Consider the following 16,388-nt stretch of genomic DNA (forward strand, 5'->3'; position numbering starts at 1 on the left):
TATCCCGAAGTGAAGGGCAGATTACTCACGTGTTACTCACCCGTTCGCCGCTCGAGTACCCCGAAGGGCCTTTCCGCTCGACTTGCATGTGTTAAGCACGCCGCCAGCGTTCGTCCTGAGCCAGGATCAAACTCTCCGTTGAAAAACAACACCCCACACCAACCAGGTCGATGCAGAGAAAAAGAGATGCCCTGACAGGAGACACTGACAAAAAATTGCCAGAATCAATTGTCAAAGAAACCATCAACCACCAAAAAGGCAGTCGACGGGGCATAACAAACTAATTCGTCGACTATGACACACTGTTGAGTTCTCAAGAATCACACGCACACCGCGGATCAAGCTCTCGCTCTCCCCTACGGGACTTGTTTGAAGCTTATCCGAAGCATCCGCTCCGGCGTTAATCCGGGGCTTTGCTTCGGTGTTCCGTACTTTATCCCGGACTTTTCGTTCCCGCCTAATCGACGGAATCTCGCGGTCCGGGCACCACGCATCAGCCGAAGCATCGGTCGAAGGAGGTGGTCGCTGCGGGGCCGGCAGCCCGACCTGTCGGTCTTGCTGCCCGCCGCTCCGGCGGCAACCCGGAGAACATTAGAGGTCCGACGTGCATGACACAAATCGGGAGCGCATGTGCGCCGTCTTCCCAGGTCAGCGGCCGGTTCCGCGCGACGTACTAGGGTCGCGGTCGTGTTCGGACGAGACTGCCCGTGCGGGTCGGGCGCCACCTACGACGCCTGCTGCGGGCGACTGCACCGGGGCAACCGGACCGCCGGCAGCCCCCTCGAGCTGATGCGGGCGCGCTACTCCGCCTACGTCGTGGGAGACGCGGACTTCGTCTTCGCGACCTGGCACCCGCGCACGCGGCCGGATGACGTCCTGCTCGACCCTGGCCTGACCTGGACCGGGCTCGCCATCTCCGGACACGGTGAGGACTGGGTGGAGTTCACCGCCTCCTATCTCTCGCGCACGGGGGCCGGGGAGCTCCACGAGCGGAGCAGGTTCGAGCAGCGCGCCGGACGCTGGGTCTACCTCGACGGCGAGACCGACCCGAGCGACGACGCGGGCGACGGCGCGGGCGACGGCGCGGGCGACGACTAGGTCGGTCGGGCAGGGACCAACGTCCCGCACCCCTTACTTCCCGAGCCGTCATCGCCGCGGTGACGGACAATGGGCAAGTCAGCGTCCCCGACCAGATCTGCCCCGATGCCCACCGCACTCCCTCCCCTTCACGCCTCCCTCGTCCTCCGCGACGCCGAGGGCCGCAGCTGGCAGAGCCGGCTCGAGGCGCTCGACCAGCACGCCTTCACGGTGGGACGCCCCTTCGACGTCCCGCTCGAGGACGCCCCGGAGGTAGGCGCCGCGATCGAGATGACCTGGACGACCGAGGGCGGCTCCTACACCCTGCCGACCGAGCTCACCGAGACGCCGCGGGAGGGGATCGTCGCCCTCTGGGTCCTGACTCCCCAGGGTGAGGCGACCCGCGCCCAGCGGCGGGCCCACTTCCGCCTGCCCATGGACGGCACCGGGACGATCACCGTCGCGGGCGGGACGATCACCGGCACGCTGGCCGACGTGAGCGAGGGGGCGGTCCGGTTCCGTCTCACACCCGACGAGGCGGAGCCGTTCGTCGAGGGAGCGTCCGTCTCCACCACGTTCTCGATCGGGTCGGAGTCCTTCGAGCACTGGGCGTCGGTCCTCCGGAGCTGGCCGAGCAGCCGACCCAACGGCGACCCGGCGGTCGACGTGGTCCTGATCCTCGGCCTCGCGGAGCCCCAGGCCCGCGAGCTGCGCCGGGCGCTGATCGCCGAGCAGGTGCAGCGGCGCCGGCGCGGTCAGGACTGACCGCGCCCGCCCCCGACGCGCACCGCCCGACGCCGCCGCCGGCCCGCTAGCTCGCGCTGAGGAAGGCCAGGAGGTCCTGGCGGGTCAGCACGCCGACCGGCTTGCCGTCCTCGTGGACGAGCACTGCGTCGTCGGTCTCGAGCTGCTTGACGGCGTCCCGCGCGTCGGCGGTCGACCCGACGGTGGGCAGCGGCGGCGACATGTGGTGCTCGACGGAGTCGGTCAACCGGGCGTTCCCGGTGAAGAGCGCCTCCATCAGGCCGCGCTCCGAGACCGACCCGGCGACCTCCGCGGCCACGATCGGCGGCTCGGCACGGACGACGGGCATCTGGCTGACGCCGTACTCCTGCAGGATGTGGATCGCCTCGGCGACCGTCTCGCTGGGGTGGGTGTGCACGAGGTCGGGCAGTCGCCCGCTCTTGCCGCGCAGCACCTCTCCGACGGTCTGGTGGGGAGCTTCGGCGCTGGTCGGGAAGCCGTACTGCGCCAGCCAGGCGTCGTTGAAGACCTTGGTGAGGTAGCCGCGGCCGGAGTCCGGCAGCAGCACCACGATCACCGCGTCGGTCCGCCCTGCCTCGGCGAGCTCGTGGGCGAGCTGCTTCGCGGCGTACGCCGCCATGCCGGACGAGCCGCCGACGAGCAGCGCCTCCTCCCGCGCGAGCCGGCGCGTGAAGGCGAACGAGTCGGCGTCGGAGACCTCGATGATCCGGTCGGCGACGTCGCGGTCGTAGCACTCGGGCCAGAAGTCCTCGCCCACACCCTCGACGAGGTAGGGGCGACCGGTGCCGCCGGAGTAGACCGAGCCGGCCGGGTCGGCCCCGATGACCTGGACGTCGGGGTTCTGCTCCTTGAGGTAGCGGCCGATGCCGCTGATCGTGCCGCCGGTGCCGACGCCGGTGACGAAGTGGGTGATCCGCCCCTCGGTCTGCTTCCAGATCTCGGGGCCGGTGGTCTCGTAGTGCGAGCGCGGATTGTTGGGGTTGGAGTACTGGTCGGGCTTCCACGCGCCGGGCTGGCTGGAGAGCCGGTCACTGACGTTGTAGTAGCTGTCGGGGTGCTCGGGCGGGACGGCGGTCGGGCAGACCACCACCTCGGCGCCGTAGGCGCGCAGGACGTTGCGCTTGTCCTCGCTGACCTTGTCCGGGCACACGAAGACGCACTTGTAGCCCTTCTTCTGGGCCACCATGGCCAGGCCCACGCCCGTGTTGCCCGAGGTCGGCTCCACGATGGTGCCGCCGGGCTGCAGGGCGCCGGAGGCCTCGGCGGCCTCGATCATCCGCGTCGCGATCCGGTCCTTCACCGAGCCGCCCGGGTTGAGGTACTCGACCTTCGCGAGGACGAGGGGGCCGGCCTGGGGATCGCCCTGCGGCAGGTCGAGCGTGCGTCCGAGCCTCAGCAGCGGGGTGTTGCCGATGAGGTCGATCAATGAGTCCACGTACTCCATGGGGCCACCGTAGTCGTCGGGACGGCCGCGACCGCCTTCCGCGACGGGCACTCGGGCGGCGTACGACTCGCATCGGCGGTTCTCTAGAGTGTGAGGGTGCGTTCCCGCCGCCGAGACCTCCCGACCAAGGCCGTCGCAGTCGCCGCGGGCGGGCTCGGCGCCTCGCTCCTCGGGCTTCTCGCGGTGATGGCCGCCGAGGCGAAGTTCGCCCATGCGGCGGTGCACGCCGTCGAGCTCAAGCCGCCGCCGGACGCGACCGGGTGGTACGGCCACCACCGACCCGGAGCACCGATCCGCGTCGCCCTGCTCGGTGACTCCTCCGCGGCCGGCTACGGCCTCGAGGAGGTCGAGGAGACGCCCGGTGCGCTGCTCGCAAGCGGCATCTCCGAGCAGACCGGGCGGCCGGTGCACCTCGACGAGATCGCGGTCGTCGGCGCGCTGTCCGCCGACCTCGACCTCCAGGTCGACCAGGCCATCCTGCTCCGCGCCGATGCCGCGGTCATCCTCATCGGGGCCAACGACGTCGTGCGGCTGAAGCGGCCCCGGACCTCGGTCAGCCATCTGGCCCACGCCGTGCGCCGGCTGCAGGAGGCGGGGATCCAGGTCGTCGTCGGCACCTGCCCGGACCTCGGGACGGTGCAGCCGATCCTGCCGCCGCTGCGCCAGATGGCGCGGGCCTGGTCGCGCCGGGTCGCGGCCGAGCAGACCGTGCGGACCATCCAGGCGGGCGGTCGCACCCTGTCACTGGCCGACATCCTCGGCGCGGAGTTCCGGGCCCAGCCCGGCTTCTTCTTCGGGCCCGACAAGTTCCATCCGTCGGCCGCGGGGTACGCCGCCCTCGCCGGTGTGCTCGTCCCGTCGACGCTCGCCGCGCTCGGCCTCGTCGGCGACGAGGCGACCGACGTGGAGATCGTCCGCGGCCGCGTGGTACTCCCGATCGCCGCGGCCGCGCTGCGGGCCGTCAACCGGCCGGGCACCGAGCTCGGCGCCACGGCCGTGCCCGAGGAGGCGCGCCGCTTCGGCATCCGCGGTCTGTGGGTGACGCTGCGCCGTCGCCGCAGGCGGGCGCTGCACCGCGAGGCGCCAGAGCTGGACGAGACCGCGAACTGACCCTCCAGACGCAGCAGCGGCCGCCGGGAGGACCCAGCGGCCGCTGTGCGTTTCTACGTGTTGCCGACTACTGCCGGAACGCGGCGAGGATGCGCAGCAGGTTGGTGTAGATCCAGACCAGGCTGACGGTCATCGCGAACGCCGCCCGCCACGACTCGCGCTCCTCGAGGCCGTTGCGGATGCCCTGCTCGACGAAGTCGAAGTCGAGCACCAGCATGAAGACGCCGAGCACCAGGCCGACGACGGCGGTCAGCAGGCCGAGGCCACCGAAGCCGAAGAGCCCGAGCTGGGCACCGAACATGCTCAGCACCAGCTCGAGGACCGACAGGCCGACCATGCCGAGCACTGCGGCCATCACGATGGTGCGGAACTTGTTGCCGACCTTGATGTCGAAGAACTTGTACGCCGCCAGGGTGCCGGCGAACGCGGCGAAGGTGCCGATGACGGCGCCCGAGACGACGCTGCCACCGAACTGCGCGTCGAACAGCTTGCTCAGCGCGCCGAGCGCCACACCCTCGAACGCGCAGAAGACGAGGACCAGCGCGGGGCTGATCACCCGCTTGAACGAGTTGACCATCGACAGCGCGAAGGCGCCGAGCGAGCCGATCGTCACGGCGGCCGTGATCGGGCCGAGGTCGACGACGGCGTCGTCCAGCGACGGGGTCATGATCCAGGTGGCCAGCGCTGCGACGATCACGACGCCGAGCGAGATGGCGGTCTTCTGGACGACCGAGTCGATCGTCATCGGGCCGGCGGACGTCCGCGCAGGAGCGCCGGGCGTTCCGGTCCCCCAGGTGCTGGGGTCGGAGTAGCCGGAGCCGGAACCGAAGCCCGTGTGGGCCTGTCCGTTGCCGGCGTACATCGAGTTGCCGTAGGAGTTCTTGCCGAACCCCTCGGAGTTTCTGAACACCGGGTTGTTGCTCTGCATGTTGGTCTCTCCTCGGAGGCCGAGGGCCGTCGCTCTGACGGCACCTGATGGCGCCATCCTAGGCGCCACCACTGATATCAACGCTCGGTCGCGTCGCGCCGTTCCGCAGGCGGCTGAGAAACGTCTGATCTTTGCATCGGTCTTCGATGGAACCATCAGCCGCGCCGCGCGGGACGGCGAACGGCATCGACCCTGTGACGGGGCTCGACGCCGAGACCTCACCAAGGAGTGACCGCCAAGTCGCCAGATGACGAGCATTGCCAGCGGAACGCACGGCTACCGTGCCGTTGTGTCGGTCGATCAGCAACATGCGGGGTTGCACCCTCGCGAGGTCCTGACTCGCGTAGCGGTGAGTCTGGCGACGGCCGTGATCGCTCCAGCTGTGTTGTTGTGGCTGATGCTGCGACTCTTCAACGTCGCGACGGCAGTAATCGTCGCCCTCGCGTGGATGGTCGGTGCGATGGCCTGGCGATATGCGACCAGGCGGCCGGTGTCCGGATTGCTGCTGTTGACCCTGGGGATCTTGACGGTCAGGACGGCCTTCACCCTCGTTACGGGCAACGCGTTCGTGTATTTCGTGCAGCCTGTGTTCGCTGACTTCGCGGTCGCCGTCATCTTCCTCGGATCGTTGTGGACCTCACGGCCAGTGATCGCTCGTCTGGCTCCGGACTTCTACCCGATGAGTGCGTCAGTGGCGGCGCGGCCCGAGATGCGCGCCCTCTTCCGCCGGCTAACGCTGATGTGGGGCTTGGTGATCTTGGTCAAGGGAGGGATCACCTTGTGGCTGCTCGAAACCCTCTCAACGGCAAACTTCGTGCTGATCAAAGGCGGCGCGATCATCACCCTGACCTTGACCGCAGCCGTCGTCACCCTGGTGTGGGCTGTCGTAGTCGGTCGGCAGCAAGGCTTGATCCACCGCAAGTAGCGCATCACCTGAAGTTCTGACGAAGGCTGCGATCAAGAAGGCGTTCGACAAGCGGACACCCGTGGGCGCCTGGTGGCCCGAGGCGAGTCGTCGGCGTGACCGCACCTGACACCTCGCCTGCGATCGCAACTCAGGTTCTCGCTGGCTTCGCGGCCGAGCCCAGCCGCTCCCAGAGGCGACGCACGCCGCCTCTTGCGCCTGCAACCCCGGCCCTGACTCGGCCTGCTGGCCGGTCGAGACACGGATGCTGATGATCGCGTGCGTTGAGTCCTCTGGTGCCCCCGCTGGGACTCGAACCCAGACTCTTCCGCTTTTAAGGCGGATTCCTCTGCCGATTGGGATACGGGGGCCTCGGGGCGTCACGCGAGCTGTTCGCCCCTCAGAGCGCGCGCATGACGTCCCGAGGCTAATGGGGCTCGACCAGCGACCAGGCGATGCCGTCGAGGATGTCGCTCTCCGAGACGAGCAGCGTCGCCGCCGGCGTCCGGCGCAGCACCCGGCTGAGGATGAGCGCGCCAGCGGCGATCACGTCGGCACGGCCGGGGTGCATCCAAGGGAGCGCCAGCCGCTCGGCGACGGTCATGGCGACGAGCCGGTCGACCAGCGCGTGCACGTGGTCGACGGCCAGCTCGGCCTGGTCGATGGCGTCGCGGTCGTACGCCGGCAGGTCGAGCACCCCCGCGGCGACCGTGGTGGTCGTCCCGGCCACGCCGATGACGCCGGCGGCCGCCGTCGGGGAGACGGGGCTCCGGTCGAGGTGGTCGTCGATGTCGCGCACGCAGGCGGCGACCTCGTCCATCGTGGGCGGGTCCGAGCGGAGGTGCCGCTCGTGCAGCCGCACGGAGCCGATGTCCATCGAGTGGGCGGCGCTCGGCGCCGAGGTCAGCGCGGTCCCGAGGATCAGCTCGGTCGAGCCGCCGCCGATGTCGACGACCAGTGCGGGCAGGTCGGGCGTGTGGCGCAGGTTGCGGACCGCGCCGTCGAAGGCGAGGGCCGCCTCCTCCGCACCCGACACGACCTCCGGCTCGACGCCGAGCCGGTCGCGCACGCCGGCGGTGAACACCTCGGCGTTGGCAGCGTCCCGGGTCGCCGAGGTCGCCACGAAGCGGACGCGGTCGGCCCCGTGGTCACGGATGAGGTCGGCGTACTCGTCGATGGCGGCGAACGCGCGCTCCAGCGCCTCGGCGGCGATCACGCCCGAGGCGTCGAGGCCCTGGCCGAGGCGGACCATCCGGGCCTCGCGGACCGCCACGTCGAGACCGTCGCCGGTGTGCGTGCCGATCAGCAGCTTGATGGTGTTGGTGCCGCAGTCGATCGCGGCGACCCGTCGGTTTCGCGACGCTTGCTGCGCAAGCTCCTCAACCACCCGGAGGCACCTCGACACAGGGGCCGCTCGCCCACCACGCGCCGAGCTCGTCGAGCACCTCGTCGCCGAGCGGGTTGACGCCGCGGCCCTGCGCGAGCGACTGCCCGGCGAGGACGTGCAGGCACTTAACCCGGTCGGGCATGCCGCCGGCCGAGATGCCCTCGATCTCGTCCACCTGACCCAGCTCGGCACGCGCGGCGAGGTAGCGCTCGTGGGCGTTGCGGTAGGCGGCGGCCAGCTCGGGGTCGGTGCCGAGCCGGTCCTGCATCGCCTTCATCCGGCCCTCGCCCTCGAGGGTGCCGATGCGGGAGGCCGCGCGCGGGCAGGTGAGGTAGTAGGTCGTCGGGAACGGCGTGCCGTCGGGCAGACGCGGCTCGGTCGTGACGACGTCGGGCAGCGAGCAGGGGCAGCGGTGGCCGATCTCGTGGATGCCTCGCGGCAACCGGCCGAGCTGGGCTGCCACCGCCCTCTCGTCGGCGGGGTCGATCACTGAGCGTCCTTCAGTCCGTTGATCTTGCGCGCGGGCTCGCGCTGGTCGAGGGCCGGCGGGTCCCCGGCGAGCTGCACCGACGCCCACGCATCCTCCCACCACGCCTTCGGCTTCTTGTCGCCGACCGCGTCGGGCGAGGTCAGCTCGGCCTTCGGCTTGATCAGGTTGCCGTTGGCGTCGAGCGCGACGTAGGCGGTCTCCCCCGGCATGACGTAGCCGAATCGCTCGCGGGCCTCCTTCTCGACGAAGGCCGGGTCTTTCCACCGCTCCTTCTCGGTCTGGAGCTCGTCGATCCGCTGGGTGCGCTGGGCGATCTGCGCGCGCAGCTCGTCGATGTGGTCGCGCTGCTGCAGGTAGGCCTTCAGCGAGGACGCGAACGACACCACCAGCACCGCCACCACGAGCACGAGCACGGCAGCCCGGCCGGTCAGCTTGGGGTTCGCCCGCGGGTCGATCCTCGTCAGCCGGTCGGCGGCGGCGGCCGCTGCCGCGCGGGCCTCGGCGGCGCGGCGGGCGGCCGGCGTACGGCCGGGACCGGTGCGACCGCTCGGCCCGCGGGTGCCACCGCGGCCGGTGCTGCGTCGCTGGTCGGTCATGCGGGCGATTCTCCCTGACCCGACCCCCCGAATCCGTGCCTCACCCGCCGAGCCGGGCCAGTTTTCGCGAACTCCTCGGCTCGCCGGCCCGGGCCCGGCACTACCGCGGCGACGTGACGCGTGCCCGGTGGAGCACCGACGGCTCGCGACGAGTCGGGTCGGTGAACCGCCGTCGGGGAGACTGGCCCGCATGACCTCCTGGACGCCCGGTTGGGACGGGTTCCCGCCCGCTCTGCGCGACTTCTGGACCGAACGTCACCTGTGCGCCCTGACCACCGTCCGAGCGGACGGGCGCCCCCATGTGGTGCCGGTCGGGGTGGTCCTCGACCACGAAGAGCGGTGCGCCTGGGTGATCACCCATGGCGCGTCGCACAAGGCTCGCCACGTCGCGGCGGCCGGTCCGGACGGGAGCCGCGTGGCAGCCTGCCAGGTCGACGGCGCGCGGTGGTCCACGCTCGAGGGTCGCGCTCGCGTCCTCGCGGACCCGGAGGCGGTACGGCGAGCCGAGAGTTGCTACACAGGGCGGTACCGCGTCCCACGGCCCAATCCCGAGCGGGTCGCCCTGCGGATCGAGGTCGACCGCTTCCTGCTGTCCGCCTCCCTCGCGGACTGAGCCGTTCCGACCGCGCGACGGCACCCGCTCGACTAAGGTGACCGCCGTGCTCCGTCGCCTCTTCGCCTCCGTCGCGCTCCTCGTCCTGGTCAGCACCGGGCTGACCGCCTGCGGCGACGACGAGGGCGACAAGAAGTCGTCAGCCGACGCGAAGGCGGCCGCCAAGCTGGTCAAGAAGGGCCTCGACCAGCTCGCCGACGGCGATCCCGACGCGGCGACGACGACCTTCGACAAGGCGCTCGACCTCGACCCGAAGAACGCCTACGCGCACTACAACCTCGGCTACCTCGCGCAGCAGGCCGGCGATGACGACGCCGCGGGCAAGGAGTACGACGACGCGCTGGCCGCCCTGCCCACGCTCACCTCGGCCCTCTACAACAAGGCCATCCTGCTCGAGGACGACGACCTCGACCAGGCCGTCGCGCTCTACCGGAAGGCGCTGACGAGCGATCCCGACAACGCGGCGGCCCACATGCGGCTCGGCTTCGCGCTGGTGCACCTCGGTCAGAAGGACGAGGGTGCGGCCGAACTTGCCCAGGGCCTCCGGCTCGACCCGTCGATGAAGTCGGTCCCCGCCCCGACGTACGCGGACTGATCCCGACCTTCTGGCACTCTCGATCAGCGAGCCAGGACCTGCGTCCTCACTTCGACATTTTCTCTCAGGTCCGCCCTTCGCCGGCCCTAGCGTCCCGTCGGTGAACCCCCACTCCCCCAGGACGGCTGTCCTCGCCTCGATCGGCGCACTCGTGTTCGGCGGCGTTCTGCTGCCCACCACGCACGCTGACGCTGCCACGACCTCACATGACGTGAAGGCCTGTTATGCACCCAAGTCCGGCAAGCTCCGCGTCGTGAAGCCGACGAGCTCGTGCCGCCCGGGCGAGCAGAGCATCGTCTGGCACCCCACCGCGACGTCCGGCAAAGGCGGCAAGCGGGGCCCGGCCGGTCCGGCCGGGCCCACGGGTGCCACCGGTGCTACGGGCGCTACGGGCGCGACCGGGGCCACCGGTCCTGCGGGCCCGGCGGGTGCCGAGGGCCCGACGGGGCCGACCGGGGCGATCGGTCCCGTCGGCCCTATGGGTCCGCAAGGCACGGACGGGTCGACCGGGTCCGTCGGTCCGCAGGGACCGGCGGGGCCGCAGGGTGAGCCGGGCGAGCAGGGTGCGACCGGCGCGGCCGGCGCGACCGGGCCGCAGGGCGACCCGGGCCCCCAGGGATCTCAGGGGATCCAGGGCGTCCAGGGCCCGAAGGGCGACCCCGGTCCGGCCGGTCCGGCCGGGGCTGCTGGTGGCTTCAGCGGAGTCCGCTACGCAACGGCGACGCGATCGCTCGCGGAGGCTGGAGCACTGCGGGCGACGGGCGGAGCGTGCACGACGGGCGAGGTCGCGATCGGCGGCGGCGTCTACGGCACCGGCTCGAACGACATGCTGATGGCGTCGTATCCGAGCAACGCCAGTGGCGGCACACTGGGCCCGGCGGAGCTGGCCTCGGTGCAGTACTGGACCGTCACGATCTACACCGACGCCAACACGCCGGTCACCGCCTACACCGTCTGCGCCAAGTAGCGACCGACCGCACCACGGCCGCGCTCCCGCCCCGGGAGCGCGGCCGTCGCGGTCGTTCCGGCACGGTCGACCGGCCGACCCGGGACCTGTGTCCCGACTTCGAGGATTCTCCTCAGGTCCGGCGGATCACGGCCTAGCGTGCGGCCGGTGAACCCCCACTCCCGCAGGACGGCTGTCCTCGCCTCGATCGGCTCTCTCGTGTTCGGCGGCGTCATGCTCGCCACGACGCAGGCCGACGCCGCCACGACCTCACACAACGTGAAGGCCTGCTACACGGTCAAGACCGGCAAGCTCCGCATCGTGAGCCTGAGCCGCGGCTGCCGGCCCGGCGAGCAGAGCATCGTCTGGCACCCCAACATGAAGAGCGTCAAGCAGGGCCCGGCCGGGCCCGCCGGCACCGCTGGTGTCCACGGCGCGACCGGCGCGACCGGTGCCACGGGCGCCACCGGGCCGGCCGGACCGACCGGCGCCACCGGTGACACCGGCCCCCAGGGTCCGCAGGGCCCGGCCGGACCGGCCGGGCCGACCGGCGACATCGGGCCTGCCGGCCCGATCGGCCCGCAGGGCGCGACCGGTGCCGCCGGAGCCGACGGTGCCGCGGGGGCGACCGGCGCGACCGGCGCGACCGGTTCGACCGGCCCGCAGGGCCCGGCAGGACCGCAGGGCGCGACCGGTGCCACCGGTCCGGCAGGACCGCAGGGCGAGACCGGTCCGCAAGGAGCGACCGGCCCTCAGGGCCCTGCCGGCACGGGCGTCACCGCTGCGCAGGTCGACCTGTGGAACGGCACCGCGTCGTCGTGGAGCACGTTCGCGAGCCGATTCGATGGCGAGGCGATGTCGACCGCCCTGGCGTACCCGCCGTCGGAATGCACGCTCGGCCAGGCCATCCTATTCGCCGGCAACCTGGCGCTCGGTCTGCCGGCCGACGGTCGGCTGCTGTCGATCGCCCAGAACACGGCGCTGTTCAGCCTCATGGGCACTACCTTCGGCGGCAACGGTACGACGACGTTCGCGCTGCCCGACCTGCGCCCGGTCACCCCGACCGGCATGACGTACGCGATCTGCGACGAGGGCATCTACCCATCTCGGCGCTGACCTGCACGAACGGCAACGGCCGCGCTCCCCTCGAGGAGCGCGGCCGTTGCCGTTCGTGCAGGCGTCAGCCCTGGTAGCGCGGGAACGCGCCGCGGCCGGCGTAGCGCGCGGCCTCGGCGAGCTCGTCCTCGATGCGGAGCAGCTGGTTGTACTTCGCGACGCGGTCGGACCGCGCCGGTGCGCCGGTCTTGATCTGGCCGCAGTTCACGGCGACGGCGAGGTCGGCGATCGTGGTGTCCTCGGTCTCGCCGGAGCGGTGGCTCATCATGCAGCGGTAGCCGCTGCGGTGGGCGAGGTCGACGGAGTCGAGCGTCTCGGTCAGCGAACCGATCTGGTTGACCTTGACCAGCAGCGCGTTGGCCTGGCCGCCCTCGATGCCCCGGGCCAGCCGCTCGACGTTGGTGACGAAGAGGTCGTCGCCGACGAGCTGGGTCTTGTTGCCGAGGGCGTCGGTGATCGCCTTCCAGCCGTCCCAGTCCTCCTCGTCGAGCGGGTCCTCGATGGAGACGATCGGGTACGACGACGCCAGGTCGACGTAGTAGTCGACCATCTCGTCAGTGCTCTTCCCGGCGCCCTCGAAGGTGTAGGAGCCGGCCCCCTTGTCGGCGTTGAAGAACTCGGACGCGGCGACGTCCATCGCCAGCGCGATGTCCTTGCCGAGCTCGTAGCCCGCGTTGGCGACCGCCTCGGCGATCAGGTCGAGCGCGGCGCGGTTGCTGTCCAGGTTCGGCGCGAAGCCGCCCTCGTCGCCGAGCCCGGTCGAGAGGCCCTTCTTCTTCAGGACCGACTTGAGCGCGTGGTAGACCTCCGCGCCCGAGCGCAGCGCCTCGCGGAAGGTCGGAGCGCCGATCGGGGCGATCATGAACTCCTGGACGTCCACGTTGGAGTCGGCGTGCGAGCCGCCGTTGAGGATGTTCATCATCGGGACCGGCAGCAGGTGCGCGTTCGGGCCGCCGACGTAGCGGTAGAGCGGCAGGCCGGCGGAGTCCGCGGCGGCCCGGGCGACGGCCAGCGAGACGCCGAGGATCGCGTTGGCGCCGACGTTGGCCTTGTTGGGCGTGCCGTCGGCGTCGATCATCGCCTGGTCGACGAGGCGCTGGTCGTCGGCGTCGAGTCCCTCGACGACGGGCGCGAGGGTGTTGATGACGGCGTCGACGGCCTTGAGCACTCCCTTGCCGGCGTACCGCTCGTCGCCGTCGCGCAGCTCGACGGCCTCGAAGGCGCCGGTGGAAGCGCCGGACGGGACCGCGGCGCGGGCGAAGATGCCGTCCTCGAGGAGGACCTCGACCTCGACAGTGGGGTTGCCGCGCGAGTCGAGGATCTCTCGGGCGCCGACGGCTTCGATCGCAGACACGTGAATGAACTCCTAGGTCGGTGGGGTCGGTGGACCGCCCGTCAGCCTAGTCGTCAGCGGGAGCACGGCGCGCCCGGTGTCTCGCTCGTCGGCGAGGGTCAGGCGTCCTCACCGCAGGCGTTGGCGCCGGTGCCGGTGCCGGTGCCGGTGCCGGTGCCGGTGCCGGTGCCGGTGCCGGGGAGGTTCTCCTCGGCCCAGGTCGTGATGGCGGCGAAGGCCGGCGCGAGAGCCTGGCCGGACGCGGTCAGCTGGTACGTCACCGAGACCGGCGGACCCGGGTCGACGAGCCGCTGGAACAGCCCGGCCCTGGTGAGCTCCGCCAGCCGCTCCGACAGCATCGAGTCGCTGATCCCCGGCACGGCACGCTTCAGCTCGGCGTACCCCGCCGGACCGCCGAGCAGGACGCCGAGCAGGATGCCGTTCCACCGCTTGCCGAGGAATCCGAAGGCGCGCGAGAGGGCACTGGCACACTCGCGATGCTCGACGACGACGTCCTCTGTAGGCATGGGCCAAGGGTACGTCCGAGCCAGCGGATTCCGCGTGTGACTTCTTTTTCCGGAGTTACGGGAATCATCGGAGTGACCCCGTAGTTGAAAGCGGCATGACTGCCACCACCGAGCCCACCACGGCCCCCGTCGCCCTCCAGCCCCTCGACGCCCGTGGACGCGAGATCGTCTTCACCCACGCCCGCAGCGTGAACAGCTTCGCCGACATCCCGGTGTCCGACGACGAGCTGCGCGACGTCTGGGAGCTCACCCGCTTCACCCCCACGATGGCCAACACCCAGCCGATGCGCGTCGTCTTCGTGCGCACGCCGGAGGGCAAGGACCGCCTCGTCCCGCACATGGCCGACGGCAACCGCGCCAAGACCGCGTCGGCCCCGGTGACCGCGATCGTCGCCTACGACACCAACTGGCACGAGGAGATCCCCAACGTCTTCCCGATCCGCCCGGAGATGAAGGACTACTTCGCCTCCGACGAGGACGCCCGCCACGGCGCCGGCAACTTCTCCGCCGCTCTGCAGGCCGGCGCGTTCATCCTCGCCATCCGCGCTGCCGGTCTCGCCGCCGGCCCGATGGGCGGCTACGACAAGGCCGGCATCGACGCCGAGTTCTTCCCCGAGGGCGACTGGACGACCCTCATGGTCGTCAACATCGGCCACCCGGGCGAGAACGCCTGGTTCGACCGGCTCCCCCGCGTCGACACCGACAAGGCCGTCGCCTGGGCCTGATCCCGCGCCGCCGGGTCGGCAGAAGTTCTCGCGAGCAGCGTGAGCTTCTGCCGACTGGGCTACTTCTTGTCGGCTACTTCTTCTCGGCGGCCTTGGCGGCCTGCCAGAGCTCCTCGATCTCCTCGATCGAGTAGCGGCGGCCGGTCTGCGACTCCGGGCCGAAGACGTGCGGGTTGCGACGCTTCATCTTGGCGGTGAGCCCCGCGATCACGTCGTCCATCGTGAACTCGCCGGCCTCCTCGGCGATCGCGGCGTGGAAGTAGATCTGCAGCAACAGGTCCCCGAGCTCCTCGGCGAGGTGCTGCGGGTCGCCCTCCTCGATCGCCTCGAGCACCTCGTCCGACTCCTCGCGCAGATAGCGCGCCAGGCTCTGGTGCGACTGCGACGCCTTCCAGGCGCAGCGCTCCCGCATGAGCCGCATCAGGTCGAGGAACTCGACCAGCCCCTCCCCCGTCGCCAGCGGCTCGGCGCCGGCGTTCGGGCTGGGTACGGCGTCAGGCACAGGCGCGGCTGCCGGTCGCCGGCGCGGCCGACGGGTTCGACGCGTTGTCGACCGCGGTCTTGGCCTCGGAGCTGGCGGCGACGGAGAGGCTCGGGTCGACGTGCTTGAACGAGTCACCGTCGATGGTGACGCCGTAGACAGGGTTCACGACGACGTGCTGGTCGCCGAGCCAGTCGGTGAACCGCTGCTGGCCGCCGCTGTTGACGAGCGCCGTGGCGAACGACTCCGCGCCCTCGACCTCGATGATGGCGTCCTGCGTCTTCTGGTCGAAGGCGGTCAGCTGCGGCTCGAGCTGGGCCACCTGGGCGTCGTACGACGAATCCGGCTCGACCCCCTCGGCGGCGGAGAACCGCTCACCCATCAGCCGCAGGGCCAGCGCGCTGACGACCTGCTTGCGGACCGCCTGCGTGGTGACCTTGGTGCCGACCTGCGCCAGCGCGCTGCAGTAGCGCGACGCGATGTCGTCGAGGTGGCGGGTGGTCACCCGCTGGCCGTCGAGCTCGAGCGCGGTGCCGGGCTGGGGCCCGGAGCTGCCGCAGGCGGCGAGCAGGAAGGCGAGGACAGGAGCGGTCAGGAGTGTGACGCGGCGCACGATGTGCACCTTAGAGGATGGGTCTGTGCGGTCGCTCGGGGCGTCGCTCAGAGCGCGCCGGCGTGGTGCATGAGCTGGCGCAGCAGAGCGCCGCGACCGCCCTCCATGTCGGCGGCGATCGCCTCCTCCACCGCCTCCTCCGGGGTCAGCCAGGTGATCTCGAGGGCGTCCTGACGCGGCTGGCACTCCCCCGACACGGGCACGACGAAGGCCAGCGACACGGCGTGCTGCCGCGGGTCGTGGAGCCGGTCGGGCCAGGGGAAGTACTCCGCGACCGCTGCCGGGACGGTGCTCACCGGGAGCACCGGGAACGCGGTCGGGCCGAGATCCTTCTCGAGGTGGCGCATGAGCGCGTCGCGGATCCGCTCGCCGTGCAGGACACGCCCCGACACCAGCGAGCGGGTGATCCGTCCGGTGGTCGGCGAACCGCGCAGCAGCAGGCCGACGCTCGCGACGCGGCCGTCCGGCTCGACGCGGACCGGCAGCGCCTCGACGTACAGCATCGGGACGCGACCACGGGTCTCCGCCAGCTCGCCCTCGCTCAGCCAGCCGGGCTCGGTGGTGCCGGAGAGGTCCTCCGGCAGCTGCCAGCGCGACGACTCCTCGCCGAACTCCTCGCCGAAGGCCTCCATCGTCATGGGGAGACTTTATCGGGGGCCCGCTCCGCGGATGACCCCGCTGGTCGAGGCTGAGGCCCGCCCGCTTCGCTGGTCGAGTAGCCGGAGCCGCTAGGCGAAG

General features: G+C 71.1%; 19 protein-coding genes, 1 tRNA gene and 1 rRNA gene. 9 read left to right on the top strand and 12 right to left on the bottom strand.

Annotated elements, in window-relative coordinates; genetic code table 11:
- Window positions 1-142: ribosomal RNA gene (locus BM236_RS18225) — 16S ribosomal RNA — on the bottom strand; the annotation flags it as partial.
- A gap of 545 nt (window positions 143-687) precedes the next feature.
- Between BM236_RS18225 and BM236_RS18230 the strand changes: the two genes are divergently transcribed.
- Window positions 688-1,098: a YchJ family protein gene (locus BM236_RS18230; protein WP_091126669.1), complete on the top strand. Its 411-nt coding sequence runs from the start codon at window positions 688-690 to the stop codon at window positions 1,096-1,098.
- Window positions 1,099-1,203: 105 nt separating this feature from the next.
- Window positions 1,204-1,842, top strand: coding sequence for a PilZ domain-containing protein (locus tag BM236_RS18235; protein WP_175507752.1), 639 nt, complete (start codon window positions 1,204-1,206; stop codon window positions 1,840-1,842).
- A gap of 46 nt (window positions 1,843-1,888) precedes the next feature.
- Here the strand turns inward: BM236_RS18235 and BM236_RS18240 are convergent, their stop codons facing one another.
- The gene (locus tag BM236_RS18240; RefSeq protein WP_091126673.1) at window positions 1,889-3,286 is read right to left on the bottom strand and encodes a cystathionine beta-synthase; all 1,398 of its coding nucleotides are present in this window, start codon (window positions 3,284-3,286) and stop codon (window positions 1,889-1,891) included.
- Window positions 3,287-3,382: 96 nt separating this feature from the next.
- On the opposite strand from BM236_RS18240, the gene BM236_RS18245 reads away from it, so the two are divergent.
- Window positions 3,383-4,396 (top strand): SGNH/GDSL hydrolase family protein, encoded by a 1,014-nt coding sequence (locus BM236_RS18245; protein WP_245750424.1) that lies wholly within the window; start codon window positions 3,383-3,385, stop codon window positions 4,394-4,396.
- 67 nt (window positions 4,397-4,463) lie between these two features.
- Here the strand turns inward: BM236_RS18245 and BM236_RS18250 are convergent, their stop codons facing one another.
- Window positions 4,464-5,324: a Bax inhibitor-1/YccA family protein gene (locus BM236_RS18250; protein WP_091126674.1), complete on the bottom strand. Its 861-nt coding sequence runs from the start codon at window positions 5,322-5,324 to the stop codon at window positions 4,464-4,466.
- Between the two features lie 247 nt (window positions 5,325-5,571).
- On the opposite strand from BM236_RS18250, the gene BM236_RS18255 reads away from it, so the two are divergent.
- Complete coding sequence (locus BM236_RS18255; RefSeq protein WP_091126676.1) at window positions 5,572-6,249, top strand: VC0807 family protein; 678 nt, start codon at window positions 5,572-5,574, stop codon at window positions 6,247-6,249.
- Between the two features lie 273 nt (window positions 6,250-6,522).
- Here the strand turns inward: BM236_RS18255 and BM236_RS18260 are convergent.
- From BM236_RS18260 to BM236_RS18275, 4 genes are all read right to left on the bottom strand, one after another.
- Window positions 6,523-6,599 (bottom strand) — tRNA-Leu (locus BM236_RS18260).
- Between the two features lie 56 nt (window positions 6,600-6,655).
- Entirely contained in the window at window positions 6,656-7,615 is a 960-nt protein-coding gene (locus BM236_RS18265) for a Ppx/GppA phosphatase family protein (protein WP_091126678.1), read from the bottom strand.
- Window positions 7,608-8,078, bottom strand: coding sequence for a DUF501 domain-containing protein (locus tag BM236_RS18270; protein ID WP_245750425.1), 471 nt, complete (start codon window positions 8,076-8,078; stop codon window positions 7,608-7,610). Before BM236_RS18270 ends, BM236_RS18265 begins: the two co-directional genes overlap by 8 nt.
- A 23-nt stretch (window positions 8,079-8,101) precedes the next feature.
- Entirely contained in the window at window positions 8,102-8,701 is a 600-nt protein-coding gene (locus BM236_RS18275; protein ID WP_091126681.1) for an FtsB family cell division protein, read from the bottom strand.
- Window positions 8,702-8,891: 190 nt separating this feature from the next.
- On the opposite strand from BM236_RS18275, the gene BM236_RS18280 reads away from it, so the two are divergent.
- The 4 genes from BM236_RS18280 (at window position 8,892) to BM236_RS19565 (ending at window position 11,971) form a co-directional block, all read left to right on the top strand.
- The gene (locus BM236_RS18280; protein WP_091126683.1) at window positions 8,892-9,314 is read left to right on the top strand and encodes a pyridoxamine 5'-phosphate oxidase family protein; all 423 of its coding nucleotides are present in this window, start codon (window positions 8,892-8,894) and stop codon (window positions 9,312-9,314) included.
- Window positions 9,315-9,360: 46 nt separating this feature from the next.
- The gene (locus BM236_RS19150; protein WP_175507753.1) at window positions 9,361-9,909 is read left to right on the top strand and encodes a tetratricopeptide repeat protein; all 549 of its coding nucleotides are present in this window, start codon (window positions 9,361-9,363) and stop codon (window positions 9,907-9,909) included.
- Between the two features lie 478 nt (window positions 9,910-10,387).
- Window positions 10,388-10,876: a collagen-like protein gene (locus BM236_RS19560; protein WP_091126686.1), complete on the top strand. Its 489-nt coding sequence runs from the start codon at window positions 10,388-10,390 to the stop codon at window positions 10,874-10,876.
- Window positions 10,877-11,023: 147 nt separating this feature from the next.
- Window positions 11,024-11,971, top strand: a complete 948-nt coding sequence (locus BM236_RS19565; protein WP_217645409.1) for a tail fiber protein — start codon at window positions 11,024-11,026, stop codon at window positions 11,969-11,971.
- A gap of 64 nt (window positions 11,972-12,035) precedes the next feature.
- Here the strand turns inward: BM236_RS19565 and eno are convergent, their stop codons facing one another.
- Together eno and BM236_RS18305 are read right to left on the bottom strand one after the other, a co-directional pair.
- Window positions 12,036-13,325: a phosphopyruvate hydratase gene (eno, locus tag BM236_RS18300; protein WP_091126687.1), complete on the bottom strand. Its 1,290-nt coding sequence runs from the start codon at window positions 13,323-13,325 to the stop codon at window positions 12,036-12,038.
- Window positions 13,326-13,423: 98 nt separating this feature from the next.
- A complete protein-coding gene (locus BM236_RS18305; RefSeq protein WP_091126689.1) occupies window positions 13,424-13,831 on the bottom strand; it encodes a winged helix-turn-helix transcriptional regulator in 408 nt (135 codons plus the stop codon).
- A gap of 95 nt (window positions 13,832-13,926) precedes the next feature.
- Here BM236_RS18305 and BM236_RS18310 point away from each other — a divergent pair, with 95 nt between their 5' ends.
- The gene (locus BM236_RS18310) at window positions 13,927-14,556 is read left to right on the top strand and encodes a malonic semialdehyde reductase (RefSeq protein ID WP_091126690.1); all 630 of its coding nucleotides are present in this window, start codon (window positions 13,927-13,929) and stop codon (window positions 14,554-14,556) included.
- Between the two features lie 73 nt (window positions 14,557-14,629).
- Here BM236_RS18310 and BM236_RS18315 read toward each other — a convergent pair whose 3' ends face one another.
- The 3 genes from BM236_RS18315 to BM236_RS18325 are packed head-to-tail and all read right to left on the bottom strand — an operon-like array spanning window position 14,630 to window position 16,288.
- The gene (locus BM236_RS18315) at window positions 14,630-15,058 is read right to left on the bottom strand and encodes a MazG nucleotide pyrophosphohydrolase domain-containing protein (RefSeq protein WP_217645410.1); all 429 of its coding nucleotides are present in this window, start codon (window positions 15,056-15,058) and stop codon (window positions 14,630-14,632) included.
- Window positions 15,051-15,650, bottom strand: coding sequence for a hypothetical protein (locus tag BM236_RS18320; RefSeq protein ID WP_139230166.1), 600 nt, complete (start codon window positions 15,648-15,650; stop codon window positions 15,051-15,053). The genes BM236_RS18315 and BM236_RS18320 overlap by 8 nt, the downstream gene beginning before the upstream one ends.
- A 47-nt stretch (window positions 15,651-15,697) precedes the next feature.
- Window positions 15,698-16,288, bottom strand: a complete 591-nt coding sequence (locus tag BM236_RS18325) for a DUF4916 domain-containing protein (RefSeq protein WP_091126693.1) — start codon at window positions 16,286-16,288, stop codon at window positions 15,698-15,700.
- Between the last annotated feature and the right edge of the window lie 100 nt (window positions 16,289-16,388).

Source organism: Nocardioides terrae (genome assembly GCF_900112345.1).
GTDB lineage: Bacteria > Actinomycetota > Actinomycetes > Propionibacteriales > Nocardioidaceae > Nocardioides > Nocardioides terrae.

Coding starts and splice junctions, on each gene's coding strand:
- BM236_RS18240 (WP_091126673.1), bottom strand. CDS start 3,286: ATGGAGTACGTGGACTCATTGATCGACCTCATCGGCAACACCCCGCTG.
- BM236_RS18250 (WP_091126674.1), bottom strand. CDS start 5,324: ATGCAGAGCAACAACCCGGTGTTCAGAAACTCCGAGGGGTTCGGCAAG.
- BM236_RS18325 (WP_091126693.1), bottom strand. CDS start 16,288: ATGACGATGGAGGCCTTCGGCGAGGAGTTCGGCGAGGAGTCGTCGCGC.
- BM236_RS18310 (WP_091126690.1), top strand. CDS start 13,927: ATGACTGCCACCACCGAGCCCACCACGGCCCCCGTCGCCCTCCAGCCC.
- BM236_RS18280 (WP_091126683.1), top strand. CDS start 8,892: ATGACCTCCTGGACGCCCGGTTGGGACGGGTTCCCGCCCGCTCTGCGC.
- BM236_RS18235 (WP_175507752.1), top strand. CDS start 1,204: ATGCCCACCGCACTCCCTCCCCTTCACGCCTCCCTCGTCCTCCGCGAC.
- BM236_RS18255 (WP_091126676.1), top strand. CDS start 5,572: ATGACGAGCATTGCCAGCGGAACGCACGGCTACCGTGCCGTTGTGTCG.
- BM236_RS18305 (WP_091126689.1), bottom strand. CDS start 13,831: ATGCCTACAGAGGACGTCGTCGTCGAGCATCGCGAGTGTGCCAGTGCC.
- BM236_RS18275 (WP_091126681.1), bottom strand. CDS start 8,701: ATGACCGACCAGCGACGCAGCACCGGCCGCGGTGGCACCCGCGGGCCG.
- BM236_RS19560 (WP_091126686.1), top strand. CDS start 10,388: ATGGGTCCGCAAGGCACGGACGGGTCGACCGGGTCCGTCGGTCCGCAG.